Here is a 17,013-nt window from a genome sequence, read left to right as displayed (position 1 = left end):
TTCAATACTTTTAACAAATAAAAAACCAGAAATAAAAAAGAACATAGACATATGAAAAATATATATCCAATCTTTACTAAAAACATACCATATTGTCTCAAAATAATCGTTTGAAAATCCATTTAATGAATGTCCCAAAATAACAAAAATCGGCCCTATAAATTGTAGAAATACAATTTGATTATTTCGCTTCACAAATAATATTCTCCCTTCTAATATTAGAATAATTCCTCGAATAATTTTTTATTCATTTCAATGCCACTCTCCAAAGAACATTTTAATCTTAAATTCAAATGTTCACCGGGATATCTTATATTAGAATATTTGTTTATTGGTTTTGAAGCTTTAATATTTTCAAGGTATTCGTCCATCTTATTATAAAAATTCTCACCATATATTCTTACTGGATCTATGACTATAAACACCTGTCCTACATTCATTGAACCCTCATCAGATTCTCTATAAAACTTTTTAACTTTACTTTGAAACGCTGCTCCTGAAAGCAGCCCAGCCATAATGTCGATCATCATCGCTATTCCATAACCCTTATGTTCTCCTACTGGAAGCAAAGAACCCTTTATTGCTTCCAGTGGATCTATTGTAGGATTTCCTTGACTATCTATTGCCCAACCTTCTGGAATTTTTTTTCCTTCAATTCTAGCACTATTAATTTTTGACTTGGCAACTATTGAGGATGACATATCAAAGATAAATGGTGCATAATTATTGCTAGGGATACCAATGGAGAAAGGATTTGTTCCTAATAAATTATCTATACCACCCCAAGGAGCCATAGCAGCAGGTGAATTAGAAAATGTAATTCCTATAAGTCCAGATTGAACTGCTAGATTACAATAATAGGAAGCTGCCCCAAAAGTATTGGCATTATTACAATGTACAATATACATTCCATGATTCTTCGCTTCTTGGATGCAAATATTCATTAATTTTGTTGCAGATATCATTCCTATTGAATTATCTGAATCTGCTACTAACACACTGTCCATAACTCTCTTTGTTTGAATAACGGCATTTAAATTATATTGATTATTTTCAATTTTATTAATATGACTTTTTAAAGTTGTATATCCGTGAGTTTTAATTCCCATTGCTTCGACTCTTATAAAATAATCTGCAATAACACTGCTATCAAACTCATTTAATCCTTTTGACTTTAATAGAGAAACTGTCAAATCTCTTAATTCGTTATAAGGTATATTAATGTTTTCCATTTATTATCTCCTTTATAACTAAATCTATTTCACTTAAATTATCATTAGAATTGAAATCAATAGGAATTTCTAAAAAGTTTTCTATTGCACTGAGTTCTTCTTTAAATCCCTCTTCAAAATTAGAACATCCATATTTGTTTATTACTGATTTTTTAAAACTTCTTGAAAGAATTACAGAATTCGATCCAAGCCTAATATGCTCTTTCAATATATTTTCTGCTGGTAACATACCTGTATTTAAAGTTGAAATCCCACCAAATCCAAACGGAATATTATAGGTTTTTAGTTTATTTGATATTTTTTCAACCGTACCATCAGATATAAGTTCAAACATGAAACTCTTTTTTAAACTTAAACTCAAATCATTTAAGCCAATATGAATTCTGTCAATACCTTCAATCTTGCATATCTCATCTAATATTTCTACAGACTGTTTCGTTTCTAGAAGAAGAATAGTTTCTGCTCTCTTTCCTACAATATCTATGAATTTCTTTACTTCTTCAGTTGTTTTAAAATACGGTAACATTATTACATTTGCACCAAAATCTATAGCCTTATTAATTTCACACATTGAGTCAAAATAAATCGGATTAACTCGTACTAAAATCTTGCTTGTAGTAGCAATTTCTTTTATTGCAATTATATCTTCGATTTCGTGAGAAGATTTTACTGTATCCATATTTTTTTGTCTTTCTTCTTTCCCATTAACCTCTAAGTCAATAAAAATATGTGACACACCAGCTTTTTGAGCTATTGAAGCTTCTTGAGAATCATTCGTTATATAAAAAAAATCCATTTTTACTTCATCCTATCTCGTTTTATTTATGTTGAGATTATCTTTCATAAGAATAACATTTTTAATAGTTGTAATTAGAATTATACAATCAAATTTGAAGGATAAGTTTTCTACATAATATACATCAAATTTAAATCTATCCTCCCATAGAACATTTTTTCTACCATTGATTTGTGCCCAACCTGTTACACCAGGTCTCACTAAAAATCTTTTCTTTTCAAAATCTGAATATTCAGTAATTTTCTTTGGATGGTAAGTTAGCGTTGGTCTAGGTCCAATCAATGACATTTCACCTTTAATAATATTAAAGAATTGAGGTAATTCATCAATACTTGTTGCTCTGATTACTTTACCCACCCTTGTAACGCGTGGATCATTTGAATACGAATATTGACCCGATCCTTTAGATTCAGCTCCAACTGTCATAGAACGAAATTTATAAATATTGAATTCTTTTCCATTCTTTCCTAATCTTTTTTGCTTAAAAATTATCGGACCTCTAGAATCAACTAGTATGAATATTGAAACTAAAAGTAACACTGGACAAGTTATTAAAATACCTATTAGGGATATAAAAAAATCTAAACTTCTTTTAACATTATAGTACATAAGCCACCTCATTATTTATTCGAACTATTTGCAAAACCAACTACAAGTTTAGCTAATTCAATATCGTTCTCAGGAAGATTATTTACAAAATTCATAACATCTTCAAAAGTATAACCATTTATATTACCTACAAAAATTTTTTCGAAGATTGCATTATCATTACGCTCCTTATCTAAAAGCAATTCTTCATATAGTTTTTCTCCTGGACGTATACCTGTTTCTACAATCTCAATCTCATCTTCGCTATAACCACTTAACCGAATCATATTTTTTGCCAGATCGACGATCTTGACCGGTTCGCTCATATCCAAAATGAAGATTTCGCCACCCTTAGCCAAGGCCCCAGATTGTATTACCAATCGGCTTGCTTCAGGAATCGTCATGAAGTATCTAGTCATCCGAAAATCTGTCACAGTGATTGGCCCACCTTTGGCAATTTGTTCTCTAAAGACTGGAATCACACTCCCTCTAGAGCCCAATACATTACCGAAACGTACTGCTGAGAACTTGGTAAACCCTTCTTCATTCAAGCCTGTAACAATCATCTCCGCAATTCTCTTGGTTGCCCCCATGACGTTAGGTGGATTATTTGCTTTATCTGTAGACACCATGACAAAATTTTTCACTTGTGCTGATTTGGCTGCTTCAGCCACATTCTTCGACCCATAAATATTATTCTTGACCGCTTCTCTTGGATTATACTCCATCAATGGAACATGTTTGTGTGCAGCCGCATGATATACGATTTCTGGACGATAGCTATGCATGATCTCAAAGATTTTATCCCGATCTTGCACATCTGCAATGATAGGAATAATCTCTGTTTCACTTAATTTATAGTTATTTCTTAATTCTCGATCAATCAAATAGATGGAATTTTCACCATGGCCTACTAAGATTAGTCTCCTTGGATTAAATTCAATCACCTGCCGGCATATTTCCGAACCAATCGATCCGCCAGCTCCAGTAACTAAGATCGTTTTAGCGGTGATTTGGTCTTTAATTGAAGCAATATCTAACTGAACTTCATCTCTCCCCAGTAGATCAACAACATCAATTTTTTTCAACCGCGACATACTGATCTTACCTGAAGCCATTTCTTCCATTGACGGCATGGTATTTACTTTAACATGTAGCGGTTCGATTGCCTCAAAGATTTCTCGCAGTTTTTTCCGTGATAATGAAGGGATTGCAATCGTAATCATTTTGATCTCATATTTGTTGACTAGTTCTGGCAATTGGCTAATATTGCCGAATACTTTCTTGCCTGAAAGATAGGTATTCTTTTTGTTGGGATCATCATCCACAAAACCTATCACATTGATTTCATTCGCTGTTTTTGATCCTAGAAGACTGTTATAAAGGATCCGACCGCCTTCACCGGCACCGACAATCATGGTATTTTTCGTAGCATCAGTTGTTAAATAGCGACTATTCTTCTTTTCAATATATAATCGCCAAAGTAATCGACTGGAAATGATAGAGGACAGTGTGAGAAAGTAGGTGAAAATTGTCATACGTAGACTATAGTTTTCGTCGCCAAAAAAGAAAAAAGCAATACTTAATATTGAACTGAAAGAAAGTGCCAAGAATATAGCAATCATCTCACTCAGATTGGTATAACGATTGATTCTGGAGAACACCCGGAAAACAAATCCAAAAATCAAATAAAATGTGACAGACAGTAATACAGATAGGCGCATAAAATTCATTGGTATCGAGACAAATGGTTTCATAAAATAATATGAAGCTATATTTGCTATAATTAGCAATAAACTATCGATAATGATTAGTATTACCACTTTTTTTCTTCTTGTTAAATCTAACACCCCAAAAACCTCCTAAAATAAACCAAACTTTTTCTTTTTTACTTCTATAAAATCTGGATAATCAATTGCATCTCCATTGATCAAATCTTTTGCCACTTGTTGCATTTTTGTCACTTTGTCTGCCCCAAAATCTTTGCCAATTTGCTGATACGCCTCTTTCATATAAAAAGTACGTTTTTTCACTCCATGGGCATCAGAAGCCATCATTTGTACCAAATTGTGTTCCACCATGATTTTTGCTGTCTTTTGAATATCTTTCCCAAAGGTACCCACATAACTTGGTGCGGTCAATTGTGCCAAACAGCCCATTTCTAAAAATGGGATCAAATGATTGGGATCCTTTCTGAAATACGCATTCCGTTCTGGATGCACAATGACCGGTGTCATCCCTAAACTTTTTAATTCGAAAAAAGTCCTTTCTGCGTAAGTAGGAACCTCCATTGTAGGAAATTCTATCAAAATATACGTATCCTCTAAATCCGTGAAAAGAATCTCGTTTCTTCGTATATCCTCAATCAAACCTCCAGTAATGCGAACTTCCTGTCCTTCCAACAGGGTTAATGGTAGATGGCGTTGATCTAACTCTTCCTGTAAAGAAGACACAAGAGAAATGACACTCGCTTTAGGATTGCTATATTTCCCATTGTTATGATGGGGTGTACATAGAATATGGGTGATTCCTTGACTAATGGCTTTCTCAGCCATGGCAATACTTGCAGTCAAATCTTCGGCACCATCATCGATTCCGGGAAGTATATGGCAATGTAAGTCAATCATTTCTCTTGTCTCCAATCAGTTAGTTTCCATAATAATAGTAATAACTAGAATCTTTGCTATTTTCAGCACCGTTATAGACGACCCCTAATACTCGGGCTTGAACCATATTCAACAATTCTTTCGCCTTACTTAATGATTCTTTGCGTGAAACGTTTTCTCGTACCACAACGATCGTGCCGTCTGCTTTAGATGCCATGATTTGCGCGTCCGTCACCGCTACAACCGGCGGCATATCGAATATCACTACATCATATAAATTTTTGGCCTCTTCCATTACTTGATTCATTCTTGTCGAACCTAGCAATTCAGATGGATTTGGGGGTTTCGGTCCACTCGTTAGCACGGATAAGTTATCGATCACCGTTTTTTGAGCTACTTCTAACACGCTGGTGGAGGTACTTAATACGGTACTCAATCCAGAGGCATTGCTTAGGTTAAAGGTCTTATAGACTGTTGGTTTGCGCATATCCGCATCGACCAATAAGACTCGTTGACCAGACTTTGCGAAGACAACGGCTAAGTTGGCCGATGTCGTTGATTTGCCTTCTCCTGGTCCTGAGGAAGTGATGACGATCGTCTGAATTCGTCGGTCTGCTGAAGATGCAAACTGAATGTTGGTACGGATCGTTCGATATTGTTCTGCGATAGGAGAAGATGGATCAACTAACGTGATCAAACTCACTGCATGTGTTTGGGTTGCTTTTCTTTCTTGCTTTTTAGCCATTCATTCTCTCCTCCTACACTCTCGAACGACTGCGTCGAGATTCTTCTGACTTGTCGTTTGTCGGCTTCTTGATGGTTGGTGTTGCTGATTTTTTTTGAATGGTTGCATTCACTTCTTTTTGTGTCATTTGTGGCACAGTGCCTAAGACTGTGAATCCTAAACTGTCGGTCACGAATTTATCATCTTTCACCGTGCGATCCAACAGTTCCAATAAAAAGGCTAATCCGATTCCTACCATGATTCCTAGTACCAATCCAATGGCCAAATTCAATTGATTATTTGGTGAAACGGGGGAAGAACTTGCTACAGCACTTGATATAATCGAAATTTTGTCGACATTCATCACATCTTTGGCATTTTCTTGAAAGACCAATGAAGTCGTATTGGCGATTTGCTGTGCTCTGATTGCATTTTCATTCGTCGCTTGAATCGAAAACATTTGTGAATTTTGTGATTGATTGATCGTGATGGCATTGCTAATTTGGCTGGCTGTCATTTTGACATTGTTTTCAGTTTCTAATCGATCTTTGACTTCGTTAATGACCAAGTCACTGACGATCATATCTTTATAGGTGTTGATCATTTGGAGATTCGTATTGACATCATTGGCATTTGTAGTTTCCGATTGTGGCAATGTCACGATCAATTGAGCTTGTGAGCTATAGGATGGCGTAATAACAAAGAATGTAAAGATTCCTGCGAATGCCAATCCGGCAAACATGGAAATCAAAATCGTTGTCAGGTGTTTACGTAATATTTCAAATATCTCTTTTAAACTAATCGTCTCTTCCATTTTGTCTCAACTTTCTTATTCATTGTCGATATTTAATTGCGCTTTTAATTCTTTTTGTACTCGAGCTAATTCATCTTCACTGACTCGTTGATAGGAGATGCCGTCTTGCATGAAGCCTTCCCCTTTTAACTGGTCCTGTTTGACAGAATTAAAGGCATCGCGATAATTTAAGGCGATCGTACGCAAATCATCGAAGCTCATATCGGTTTTCATATTGCTCTCAACAGCGGTCAATATATCCTGATATTTACTGACGCCATCTAAGCTTAACACTTTTCTTGCTATTCCTTCAACAATTTTACGTTGACGTTCTTGACGCCCATAGTCGCCATTTGGATCCTCATATCGCATTCTAGAATAAGCCAATGCTTGATCGCCATCGAGGGTGATTTTTCCTATTGTAAAGTCATAGCCATCTTGTGAAAAAGTCAAATCATTATTGACTTCGATTCCACCCACTGCGTCTACTAACTCTTTCAGCCCGGCCATATTGATCGAAATATAATGGTCGATGGGGATATCTAAATAATTCTCCACCGTATTCATAGACATCGCCGGTCCACCAAATGCATAGGCATGGTTGATTTTATCTTGCGTCCCGTGACCGATGATATCCACATAAGTATCTCTGGCAATACTCACGATCGTCGTTTGTTGATCTGAAGGACTGACCGTCGCAACCATCATCGTATCCGAACGTCCCTGGTCGACCCGTCCCAAATCTCCTGTATCGATGCCCATCAGTAAGACTGAAAACGATTCTTCTTGAGACAAATCAACTTTCGTTTCTCGTTTGGTTTCATCTTGATCCCGCTCCACCGACTCATAAGTCTTCTGAATCGATCCCGAAAGATCCATATACAGCTTCGCCCCGACACCCACGATGCCGATGACGATGACTGCGACAATTCCAAAAATAATCAAAAAAATCTTTTTTCCTTTAGACATGCTTTTCCTCCAATTCATCCTAGCCGATCAGTATCCTGAATCCGTGCCGCTTTCTGTGTCGGTATACGTATCTGAATAGGTTTCTGTTGATGATGACGTTGATGCACTGCCATAGTAACCATAGCCCATTTGTGTTGAGATACTGTCTGCGAGTTTTGCATACTTCTCTTTCAACTCTTCATTACGGACTTGACTGATGCTCTCAACCACAGCTAGGTATTTTTCTAAGGTTACTTCACTAGTGACAGCGTCATCCTTCAGCATGCTTTTGAAGCTTTCATCTAGCTTGGCCACACGGTCCAGTTGCGCGTCTGCATAGCCAAGGTACTCTTTGACTAAGTCTTTCCAAGCATCATCCGCGAAGAAGCCTAAGTTCTCTCTGACATTGCCGACATCTGTATCTTTCAAATCGGCTTTGATGATGACATCATTCTCGGCTTTCTGCCAATTGGAGACGCCTTTGGTGAACAAGTCATCTGTGGCAACTTGAAGCTTGATTTTGGCTTCTGCATCTTTCAATTCATCGTCTAATGCACTTTTTTGATCTTGGATCTCTTGAGAATCGCTTGGCAAAGCATCCTCATCGATCCCATAATCATCGGCAGAAACTTTGATCGCTGCTAACTTCGCGACAAGTTTTGACACATCTTCTTGTTCCAAGTCTTTCTTCAAAATCGTTCGGTCATCATTGCTGTATAGTTCACCTATCTCTTCTGCGATCGTTGCCAAACTGGCTTTCTCCGCAGAGATGGCTGTTTTTGCATACGCGACGCGTTGCTCATATTGCTTTTGATTGTTCTGCCTATACCCTAACAAACAGATTGCTAATGCACCGATAGCAACGAACAGAACGGTCAAAGTCTTAAATAACGGCTTTCCCATGAACACACTCCCTAATTCAATTGTGCTGAAACAAAAAATCTGCCTTCACTGTCCTTAAAATAGACAAGGCAATTCTATACTATTATAAGAGAAAACGCCTTATAAGAAAAGGCAATTCGTGATATTTCTATTAAAATCATATGTTATTTGAATGAATGTTCCCTTCATTTGTCAAATATTTTGTTATCATTTCGGTCATAAATGAAGCGCCCTCATCATGTTTTCTAAATATTCACTCAATTGACCAGTGGATCAATGCTTCTAATCACTTTTACTTTTGTGATAAATTATATCCATAAAGACATAAAATATGATGAAAATCAATGTGATTTGGCGGAAATTCAACCTAATCGTTCGGAATTTTATTAATTATTCGATTTGTACAAAAAATATTAGAAGTTATTTTTAAACTATAACATAGTGAATTTTAAAAGTTTCTACCCAAGTTGTCAATGTATTTTATTATTGTGAAATATCACACGAGAAAAAAAGACCTAAATCCCGTTTGCAACAACCAAAAAAACTGCTACATAAAATGAGGTAAGCGATTCTCCCTTCTGATGTAACCGTTCTTCTTTTCGTTTTATTTTTTACAGTCAGTTATAATATGTTTTTTTGCATATCGAAGTTGGTGATCAAACGTTGATTTAACGGCAATTGTCAATGATTCTTTTTTATTTTTGCGTGAAACAAATGTGAACGTGCGTATTATTTTATCTATTTCATGCAACACATGCACAAAGCTTCAACATTTTCTCTGGTTGGTGAAAATGTTGAAGCTTTGTGCATGTTTCTTTGTTATTCGGTGGAAAAGGCCCCGAAGTTAGCAGCATTGGTATCGATCGATCTATGATCTGAATGGCGAGGCACTTTTGCCATACCTACAACCAGCATCCCAAAATCCAGTTGCTGGTTCAGGACTTGATGGATGTTTTTCTGACTGAGACAGAGGAGGCCATCCGTGAACAGATTTTGTTTGAAGCTTTCTTTACAGTCACATATATGAAGCACTTGTGACGTCTTTGATGAATTCTTAATACCCCTGAATTCCATGCTCTCCTACAAGAATCGATCCCTGATGAACGGCGTCGCTGTCAGGCGATTTTTTTGTTTTTGTACAAAAAAAGAAGACCTCGCTAAAGGTCTTCTTTCATTAATCTAAGATCGTTACTTTGACTTGGCGACGTCCCCACTGGAGACAAGCATTTTCGTTGTCAAAATGGACATCAATGATGTTGCCTTTGATTGCCCCACCTGTATCTAAGGCCAATGCAACACCATACCCTTCAACGTTGACCAGCGTGCCTAAAGGAATCACGCTTGGATCAACGGCGACGGCCATTGGATTCTTACGTAAATCAGTCCCTGTGGCTGTGAAATAGCTGGCACCGGCTTCAGCGTATGAATAGGCTGTTGATTCCATCGTCATCGTCTTACCACTGGTTGATCCTGTATTATTGGTGTTGCTCGTGTTACTGGTATTGCTGCTGGATGACTCGTTGGTGCTGCTTGACGTATTGCTTGATGTGCTGCTGCTTGAAGCACTGCTGCTGGATGATCCTGCATTGTCAGAAGAACTGCTGCTGGCAGCTTCTTGGGCTTCGGCAGCAGCTTTAGCAGCTGCCGCTTCATCTTTGGCTTTTTGTTCCGCTTCTTTGGCGGCTTTTTCTTTTGCTGCTTTTTCTGCAGCCAACCGTGATTCTTCAGCTTCTTTGCTAGAAGCGATCTGCGCCAAGGTTGATTCATTGTCTTTCAATTGTGCTTGCAAATTGCTGATTTTGCTATCTAACGCTTTGGCTTGTTCTTCCAAAGATTGTTGATCAGCAGTCAAGCTGGTTTGCGTAGCTTCGGCTTTGTCTTGCAACGATTCTAGTTTTTCTTTCTCGCTGGACAAGGACTCGATTTTTTCTTTTTCTAAGTTTTGGAGCATGGTCATCGCGTAGGCGCGATTGATAAAATCTTGCATATTGGCTGATTCCAGCAAGACTGTCCAGTCACGTGTTGCCCCGCCATTGACTTGGATATCTTTCATTCGTTCCGCAACGACAGCTTCACGCTTCTCAATGGTGTCTTGCGCGGTGGCAATATCTGATTTTGTTTGAGCCAGTGTGTCTTCGTTTTCTGCGATTTGCGCTTTTAGCGATTCTACTTCACTGTACGTTTTATTGACATCAGTTAAAGCGATTTGTACTTCCGCACTGATTGCTTGGCTTTGCTGCATAATGGTACTTTCTTGTTCTTGCAGTGATTCCAATGATTCAGCCTGCGCAAAAATCGGAGCAACGGTCCCTGCTGCCACGATGGCAACGATCATTGTTCTTAGTTTTTTGGCTTTCAAAAAATTCCCTCACTTTTCACTTTGGTTTCCAACGTTTCTATTATACAAATTAAGCAAGGGAGTTTTGTTGCAGAGATTTTACAATTTATTACAAAATCAGCTAGTGATGCGGATAAATGTAAAATTTTTATAAAGACGGTGAATGAAGCTAGGCCTCATAACATCTATTGCTTGAATACCGTTGTAACAAAATTGTAACAAACTGCTTATTTTTTGCGTAATTCTTCGATAAAGCTTTTGAGTTCTTGGAGATTTGTAATATTTTCTACTTTGAGTTGTGGAAAGTTTTTTAGCAGTCTTCTTTGTTGGAAATTGAGTTTTGGCAAGGTTTCCTTCAACTCGCGCCATTCCGCTGGCACTTTTTGCAGCCGTTCTTGCCAATTCTGGCGTTTGTCCGTCACAACTTCGATATAGTGGTCCGCTGACGCTTTTTGACGTTCGAGTTCTTGTTCCATTCGTTTGACAGCCCGTTGGAATCCAGCCATGTTGGCAAGGGTCAGGCCCAAATCAAAGGAAAGCAGCATCAACAAGGCCACCGGCAATAAAAAACCGATCGTCAACGACACATTTGCTGCCAGGTGCAAAAGTACTGGATGCACTACCCGGACGATCAACACGCAGCATGCGCCCCAAAAGATCGATATAGGCAGTGCGACGCGACCATTGATATTGAAAGGTACATCCTTATAATCCCACCAAGAGGCGTGAAAGAACCGTTCCAGCAAGTAACTTGTGACATATTCTAAGACGGTCACCAATAGTGCTGCGGCAAAGAATAAGCCAACGGTTGTACCATGGATGGGTCTCAATAAATAGACCACACCAAGAATGCCAAATCCATAGATTGGCGTGATCGGACCGATCAAAAAGCCGCGATAGACAAAATGTCCGGCTTTCAAGGAACAATAAATCGTTTCCCATAACCAGCCAATAAAGCTGTACATAAAGAACAACAAGACGATCAGATTAAATGTTTGCATGGGTGCCTCCTAAAATACGAAATCATCTGTATTGCAACAGATAGGTATAGGAGTAGTATACCTCTTCTTCGGTGAGATACCTATGTGATTCACTGTTTTCTGTCATAAAAAAGGAATCGCCGCCTTGGTCGATTCCTTTTTTTCTAGTTATGCTATTTTGCCACGACCAAGCGCTGCCCGACCATGATCAATGAACTGCTAAGATTATTCCATGACATCAATTGATTCACAGAAATGCCATTGCTGTTGGCGATTTGCCATAATGTGTCCCCTGATTTGACGGTATATGTTTTGCTGGAATTGTTGTTGCTTGTTACAGACTGCAAGTATGCACCACTGACCCAGCCATTATTGATGCGATACCAGGTAGTATTGCCATTGACACTGGTGCCGGTTTTGCGGGCGGTGGCTTGGATCGTCGCTGCCCGTGCCAGTGACCCGGTGATCCGCGCAGATGTAGAAGCGTCTGCCCGAACATTCAAGACAGCCGTCGTACGGAATTGTTGGCTGATTGCTGTTTCATTGTTGTTGCTGGTATTGTTATTCACTGCTGTTACGTAAGCACCGCTGACCCAGCCGCGTCCATTGATCCGATACCATGTGGTATTACCATTGACACTGGTACCCGTTTTACTCGCTACAGCTTGGAATGTCGCATTGCTGGCCAAAGAACCGGTGATACTGGCACTTGTCGAGGCATCACTACGGATGTTCAAGGTTGCCGTCGTGCGGAATTGTTGATTGATCGTTATTTCTTGATTGTTTTGGTTGTTGTTTTGATTGTTATTGACAGCCGTAACATACGCAGCACTGACCCAGCCGCGTCCATTGATCCGATACCACGTGGTATTGCCATTGACACTGGTACCCGTTTTGCTGGCAACAGCTTGGAACGTTGCATTATTCGCTAATGATCCGGTGATACTGGCACTTGTCGAGGCATCACTGCGGATATTCAAAGCGGCTGTGGTCCGAAATTGCTGGTTGATGGCTGTCTCCTGGTTATTGGTTGATCCATTGCCGCTGCCAGTATTGCCTCCGCCAGAACTGCCGCTGTCATATTGGGTCAAGTTGTAGGTTTCGATCAAGTTGATCAGCTTGCTGGCATAGGTTGTATCTGTAGCATACCGACCTTGGAGCCATTGGGCCGCTTCCCGATAAGAAGAGGTATTCGACCGCCAAGCACCAGAATAGAAAAACACACCTGGTGTAAAGGAGGTTGTCCGCAATACATGGGCGTTGTCTTCAAAAGACTCATGTAAGGAAGGATATTTGCGGAAGCGGGCGACGATTTCATATAAGTTGCCTTTGCCGTCATCTTCCAGTGTCTTCATCTCGACAAATTGGCCATTGTAGCTGCCTTTGATGCCGAACATGTTATTGGCTTGGAGCGTAAGCAGGGATTGGCCCCAACCAGATTCAAGAATCGCTTGCGCAATCATGATAGATGCATAGAGATCATTGGCACTGGCCACTTGCTGTGCCATCGGTCCGACTTGCTGAATAAAGGCTTGCGGATTGGCAGAACGGGCATTGGTCAAATCTTCCGCAGGCAATACTTGCCCCTGATCTGCAGCTGGCTGGTCTTGGACCATCGATTGATCTTCTTCCACTAAAGGAGGGAAATCTTCTGGCATGATCTCTGGATCTGTTGGGGGTGTATCGTCTTCCACCACTGCGGGGGTTTGATCGTCTTCTGACAGATCATCTTCGGTTTCCTCTATCTCAACGTCTTGTTCTGGCTGGCTCGGTGCTGCCTCTTCTGCTTGCAGACTGCTATCATCCGCAGCGTATTCGACCACATTGACACGAGATGCTTGGTCTGTGTCTTCATTGGCAAAAACAGTCAATGGCACCATGGGAATCGTCGTGGTGCAAATGGTTGTCAATGCCACGCTTTTCCTATATAACATGCTGTTTTTCTGTCGTCTGAGTCGTTTTTTGATTGTTTTTCTGCTTTCCATTTTTTACTCCTTTTTGTCTATGTTGATTTTAAAAAAACGACAACAGTGATTGACCGTTATCGTTTCTTATTGGTACTAGTGCACACGTACTGCAAAACTAGGTGCCCAATTGCTGGTTGAACCCACTGATATCGTTTGGCCAGGTCTTGGGGCATGGATATATTGTCCACCGCCAAGCGCAATCGCCACATGATGGGTACTGCCGGCACTGCCCCAAAACAGAAGATCCCCTGCTTGGGCTTCGCCTACCGAGATCACCCTACCAGCTGATTCCTGTGGGACAGTCCAACCGCCAATATCGCGCCCTGTCACTTGCAAGTAAACATAACGGGTAAATCCAGAACAATCGAATGCATCTGGGCCTTTGCCCCCCCAGACATAAGGCTTGCCTATATGCTTATAGGCTTCGGCAACGATTGCGGATCCATTGGCTGCAAGCGCGGGTGCCGGCGTTGGTGCTGCTGGTCTTTGGACGACCGGTTCCGGTGTCGGTGTAGGTGCTGCCGGTGCTGCCGGTGCTCCTTCAGGCGCATCAACTGGCGGTGTGTCGGCTGGTGCCGCAGGCTGCACAGCTTCTGGCGTGTCGGCAGGCCTATCACGATCTGCTCCAGCTGCGTCCCTGTCTTCCTCAACAGTCGGGTCAACTACATCAACCACGGCCAGACTAGTTTCTTGTTCTGCCTGTGCCGCTTCGATTTGGGCTTGCCTTGCGGCCGCTTGAGCGGCTTCTTCCCGGATGCGCGCTTGCTCCGCCTCAAAGACTTCTTTTTCTGCTTTGAGCTGCTGCTTTTCGTCTTCTTTTGACGACTCTTGATAAGCCAGCGTGCTGACTTCAACATTGAGGTCGGCTTGCTTCCCCTCGATTTCCCCTTTTTGCGCTTCTAAACGACTTTGCGTCGCATGGAGCACAGCCACTTTGTCTTTAGACGCGCTTTGTTTACGCGCTAAATCTTCTCGATCCAGCTTTTGCTGGGTGATCAATTGATTGTTCGCCCGAACGATCGTTGTCATGGCATGAAGCCGGCCAACAAAATCACTAATAGAATCCGCATCTAAAACAACATGCAGCAATTGATCACTTTTCCCATTGACTTGCGTTTCCCGTGCTTGTTCTTCAATATTTGCCGCACGCTTATCGATCCTGACCTGTAATTCTGCGATATCTTCTGCTAATTGATCGATCACTGTATACAAAGCTTCTTGTTCTGCCAATAACCCTTGTGCTTCTTGATTGATCGCAGCAATTTCGTTCGTGAGATCCGTGATCCGTTGCTGGACTGTTTGGCGTTGTGTCCGCAATTGATGGATCTCGTTATTTTTTCGTTGGATCATTTGATCAAAATCAGTCGCAGACACGTCTGTTGCCCCTGTAAAAAGTGTCAATGTCAAACCACACAAACAGATAGAAGTGATGATTTTTTTCTTCATTTTTCCTCCTTTAATTCAAAATAAAAGAATTTTTTAAATCATTTTGACATTCACAATTTTAACATATATTCCAAAGAAACCCAATCAGTGCTGATTAACAATTTGATTACATTATAAAATACACGTTATTTAATAAATTAAACGGTTTTTCTTCTAGTCTTTATCCTTTGATCCCTACTTGCAACTTGCTTTGCGTACAAAACGTCCAACAAATAACGTCATCAAACAATAAATAAATCATGTTCTAGATTTCACTAGGATGACAAACCCAACACAAAAAAAGCCCTATCTGTTTCTAACAGATAGCGGCATTTTTTATTTTTATTCGCGATACGGCAAGAGTCGACGCATCATAGCGATTTGGTTATCGATGGTTGTTTGACTCAAATGCCCGGTCAATGCCAGGATCCCTAGCCCTTCGATCACGAACATGTAGTTTTCAGCAATGATTTCTAGGTCTTCGTCTCGTAGAACCTCTTGGGCGACACCGACTTGGAAAATCTCATGGATCGTCCGTTTGGTTTCAGTCAATTGCGCTTCTTGCAGTGAACGCGATGCCATTGTCTTATGGGTATAGTAATATTCATACATCGCCCGCAGCATACTATCGGAGATGCTGTGAAGCAAGCGCTCACGATGATCCGCAAAATATTTGTCCAAAATCGTTTCAAAAGGCACTTGCGCCGTGATCATCTCCCGGACATCATCAAACTTGCGTTGGGAACGCTGCTCGATGACGGCCAAAAAAATTTCATCTACTGAGTTGAAATAAAGATAGATTCCTCCGCGACTAATGCCGCATTCTTCGATGATATCTTTCATAGTGGCATCAATCAGCCCTTTTTTACTGAATACGACTTTCGCGCTTTCAATGATGGCTTCGCGTTTTTGTTGTTTCTTGTCTTTCGCTTTCATCGGTTCAACATGTGTCATGCACATCTTTCTCCTTTCGCAACTTTTTTAATGACACACGTGTCATTCTATTGTATAATCACTTTACCACTAAATGACACGAGTGTCATTTATATCAAAAGGAGTGTTTCCTATAAATACAAAAAGCAAAACGTATCGGTTGGTGATTCGTGCCATTCTGACTGCAATTATTATTTTACAAACAATGGTTCCTTTTCTCGGATATATCCCGATTGGGATCACAAGCTTAACGATCATCCATGTGACGGTCATCGTAGCGGCCGTTGTCCTGGGAACCAAAGACGGCATGTTCATCGGCTTGATCTGGGGCTTATTCACGATTTTCCGTGCGTTTACTTCCCCTACGACGCCTTTGGATATCGCGGTTTTCACCAATCCGATCATTTCGGTGGTGCCACGGGTCTTGGTTGGCTTGGTCGCTGGTCTGCTCTTCACGGTCATTTATAAGAAGACCAAGAAAGTGGTGGCAGCTTCGATCGTGGCAGCGATTTTTGGCACGATCACCAATACGGTATTGGTTCTATCCCTGATGGGTCTTCTATATACCGGTTTGGTGGCCAACACATATGGTGTTGATACGTCCGCGTTGTTTGTGACTTTAGGTGGTATTGCTTTGACCAATGGGGTTTCTGAAGTGATCACTGCTGCGATTTTGACCCCGATTTTGGTCAAGGCCTTGTTCGCAGCCACAAGCTTGCGCCCAGACAACCGTTGATACTGCTATCGTATCATTTTTCTTTGTGAAAAGGTACCTTGATCATCATGATTCTTTTGCGAAAC

16 protein-coding genes and 1 pseudogene are annotated in these 17,013 nt (G+C 40.4%); 1 reads left to right on the top strand and 16 read right to left on the bottom strand.

Annotation, left to right across the window (positions count from 1 at the left end):
• The 16 genes and pseudogenes from AEQ18_RS15950 to AEQ18_RS09870 all read right to left on the bottom strand — a co-directional run.
• Positions 1–195: pseudogene (locus AEQ18_RS15950) on the bottom strand (hypothetical protein); the annotation flags it as partial.
• Between the two features lie 23 nt (positions 196–218).
• Positions 219–1,232, bottom strand: coding sequence for an Ldh family oxidoreductase (locus AEQ18_RS09940; RefSeq protein WP_054116188.1), 1,014 nt, complete (start codon positions 1,230–1,232; stop codon positions 219–221).
• Positions 1,219–2,028 (bottom strand): aldolase/citrate lyase family protein, encoded by an 810-nt coding sequence (locus AEQ18_RS09935; RefSeq protein WP_054116187.1) that lies wholly within the window; start codon positions 2,026–2,028, stop codon positions 1,219–1,221. The genes AEQ18_RS09940 and AEQ18_RS09935 overlap by 14 nt, the downstream gene beginning before the upstream one ends.
• A 12-nt stretch (positions 2,029–2,040) precedes the next feature.
• Positions 2,041–2,637, bottom strand: a complete 597-nt coding sequence (locus AEQ18_RS09930; RefSeq protein ID WP_235505525.1) for a sugar transferase — start codon at positions 2,635–2,637, stop codon at positions 2,041–2,043.
• Positions 2,638–2,648: 11 nt separating this feature from the next.
• The gene (locus AEQ18_RS09925) at positions 2,649–4,466 is read right to left on the bottom strand and encodes a polysaccharide biosynthesis protein (RefSeq protein WP_054116185.1); all 1,818 of its coding nucleotides are present in this window, start codon (positions 4,464–4,466) and stop codon (positions 2,649–2,651) included.
• Between the two features lie 12 nt (positions 4,467–4,478).
• The gene (locus AEQ18_RS09920) at positions 4,479–5,243 is read right to left on the bottom strand and encodes a tyrosine-protein phosphatase (protein WP_054116184.1); all 765 of its coding nucleotides are present in this window, start codon (positions 5,241–5,243) and stop codon (positions 4,479–4,481) included.
• Between the two features lie 19 nt (positions 5,244–5,262).
• On the bottom strand, positions 5,263–5,967 hold the full coding sequence (locus AEQ18_RS09915; RefSeq protein WP_054116183.1) for a CpsD/CapB family tyrosine-protein kinase: 705 nt from the start codon (positions 5,965–5,967) through the stop codon (positions 5,263–5,265).
• Positions 5,968–5,980: 13 nt separating this feature from the next.
• On the bottom strand, positions 5,981–6,760 hold the full coding sequence (locus tag AEQ18_RS09910; RefSeq protein WP_054116182.1) for a YveK family protein: 780 nt from the start codon (positions 6,758–6,760) through the stop codon (positions 5,981–5,983).
• Between the two features lie 15 nt (positions 6,761–6,775).
• Positions 6,776–7,708, bottom strand: a complete 933-nt coding sequence (locus AEQ18_RS09905; protein ID WP_442855699.1) for an LCP family glycopolymer transferase — start codon at positions 7,706–7,708, stop codon at positions 6,776–6,778.
• A 27-nt stretch (positions 7,709–7,735) separates the two neighbouring features.
• The gene (locus AEQ18_RS09900) at positions 7,736–8,590 is read right to left on the bottom strand and encodes a hypothetical protein (RefSeq protein ID WP_054116180.1); all 855 of its coding nucleotides are present in this window, start codon (positions 8,588–8,590) and stop codon (positions 7,736–7,738) included.
• Positions 8,591–9,388: 798 nt separating this feature from the next.
• Entirely contained in the window at positions 9,389–9,601 is a 213-nt protein-coding gene (locus tag AEQ18_RS15945; RefSeq protein WP_235505524.1) for a hypothetical protein, read from the bottom strand.
• Positions 9,602–9,743: 142 nt separating this feature from the next.
• Positions 9,744–10,928, bottom strand: a complete 1,185-nt coding sequence (locus AEQ18_RS09890; RefSeq protein ID WP_054116178.1) for a 3D domain-containing protein — start codon at positions 10,926–10,928, stop codon at positions 9,744–9,746.
• Positions 10,929–11,134: 206 nt separating this feature from the next.
• Positions 11,135–11,908 carry a putative ABC transporter permease gene (locus tag AEQ18_RS09885; protein WP_054116177.1) on the bottom strand — a complete coding sequence of 258 codons (774 nt, stop codon included), beginning with the start codon at positions 11,906–11,908 and terminating at the stop codon, positions 11,135–11,137.
• A 152-nt stretch (positions 11,909–12,060) separates the two neighbouring features.
• Complete coding sequence (locus AEQ18_RS09880) at positions 12,061–13,872, bottom strand: glucosaminidase domain-containing protein (protein ID WP_054116176.1); 1,812 nt, start codon at positions 13,870–13,872, stop codon at positions 12,061–12,063.
• A 75-nt stretch (positions 13,873–13,947) separates the two neighbouring features.
• Complete coding sequence (locus AEQ18_RS09875) at positions 13,948–15,300, bottom strand: C40 family peptidase (protein ID WP_054116175.1); 1,353 nt, start codon at positions 15,298–15,300, stop codon at positions 13,948–13,950.
• A 321-nt stretch (positions 15,301–15,621) separates the two neighbouring features.
• Entirely contained in the window at positions 15,622–16,233 is a 612-nt protein-coding gene (locus tag AEQ18_RS09870) for a TetR/AcrR family transcriptional regulator (RefSeq protein WP_054116174.1), read from the bottom strand.
• Positions 16,234–16,345: 112 nt separating this feature from the next.
• Between AEQ18_RS09870 and AEQ18_RS09865 the strand changes: the two genes are divergently transcribed.
• Positions 16,346–16,948, top strand: a complete 603-nt coding sequence (locus AEQ18_RS09865; RefSeq protein WP_054116194.1) for an ECF transporter S component — start codon at positions 16,346–16,348, stop codon at positions 16,946–16,948.
• The last annotated feature ends 65 nt before the right edge of the window (positions 16,949–17,013 follow it).

This window comes from Enterococcus sp. RIT-PI-f (genome assembly GCF_001297065.1).
Taxonomy (GTDB): Bacteria; Bacillota; Bacilli; order Lactobacillales; family Enterococcaceae; genus Enterococcus_D.
This window is presented reverse-complemented; position numbering and strand designations above follow the sequence as displayed.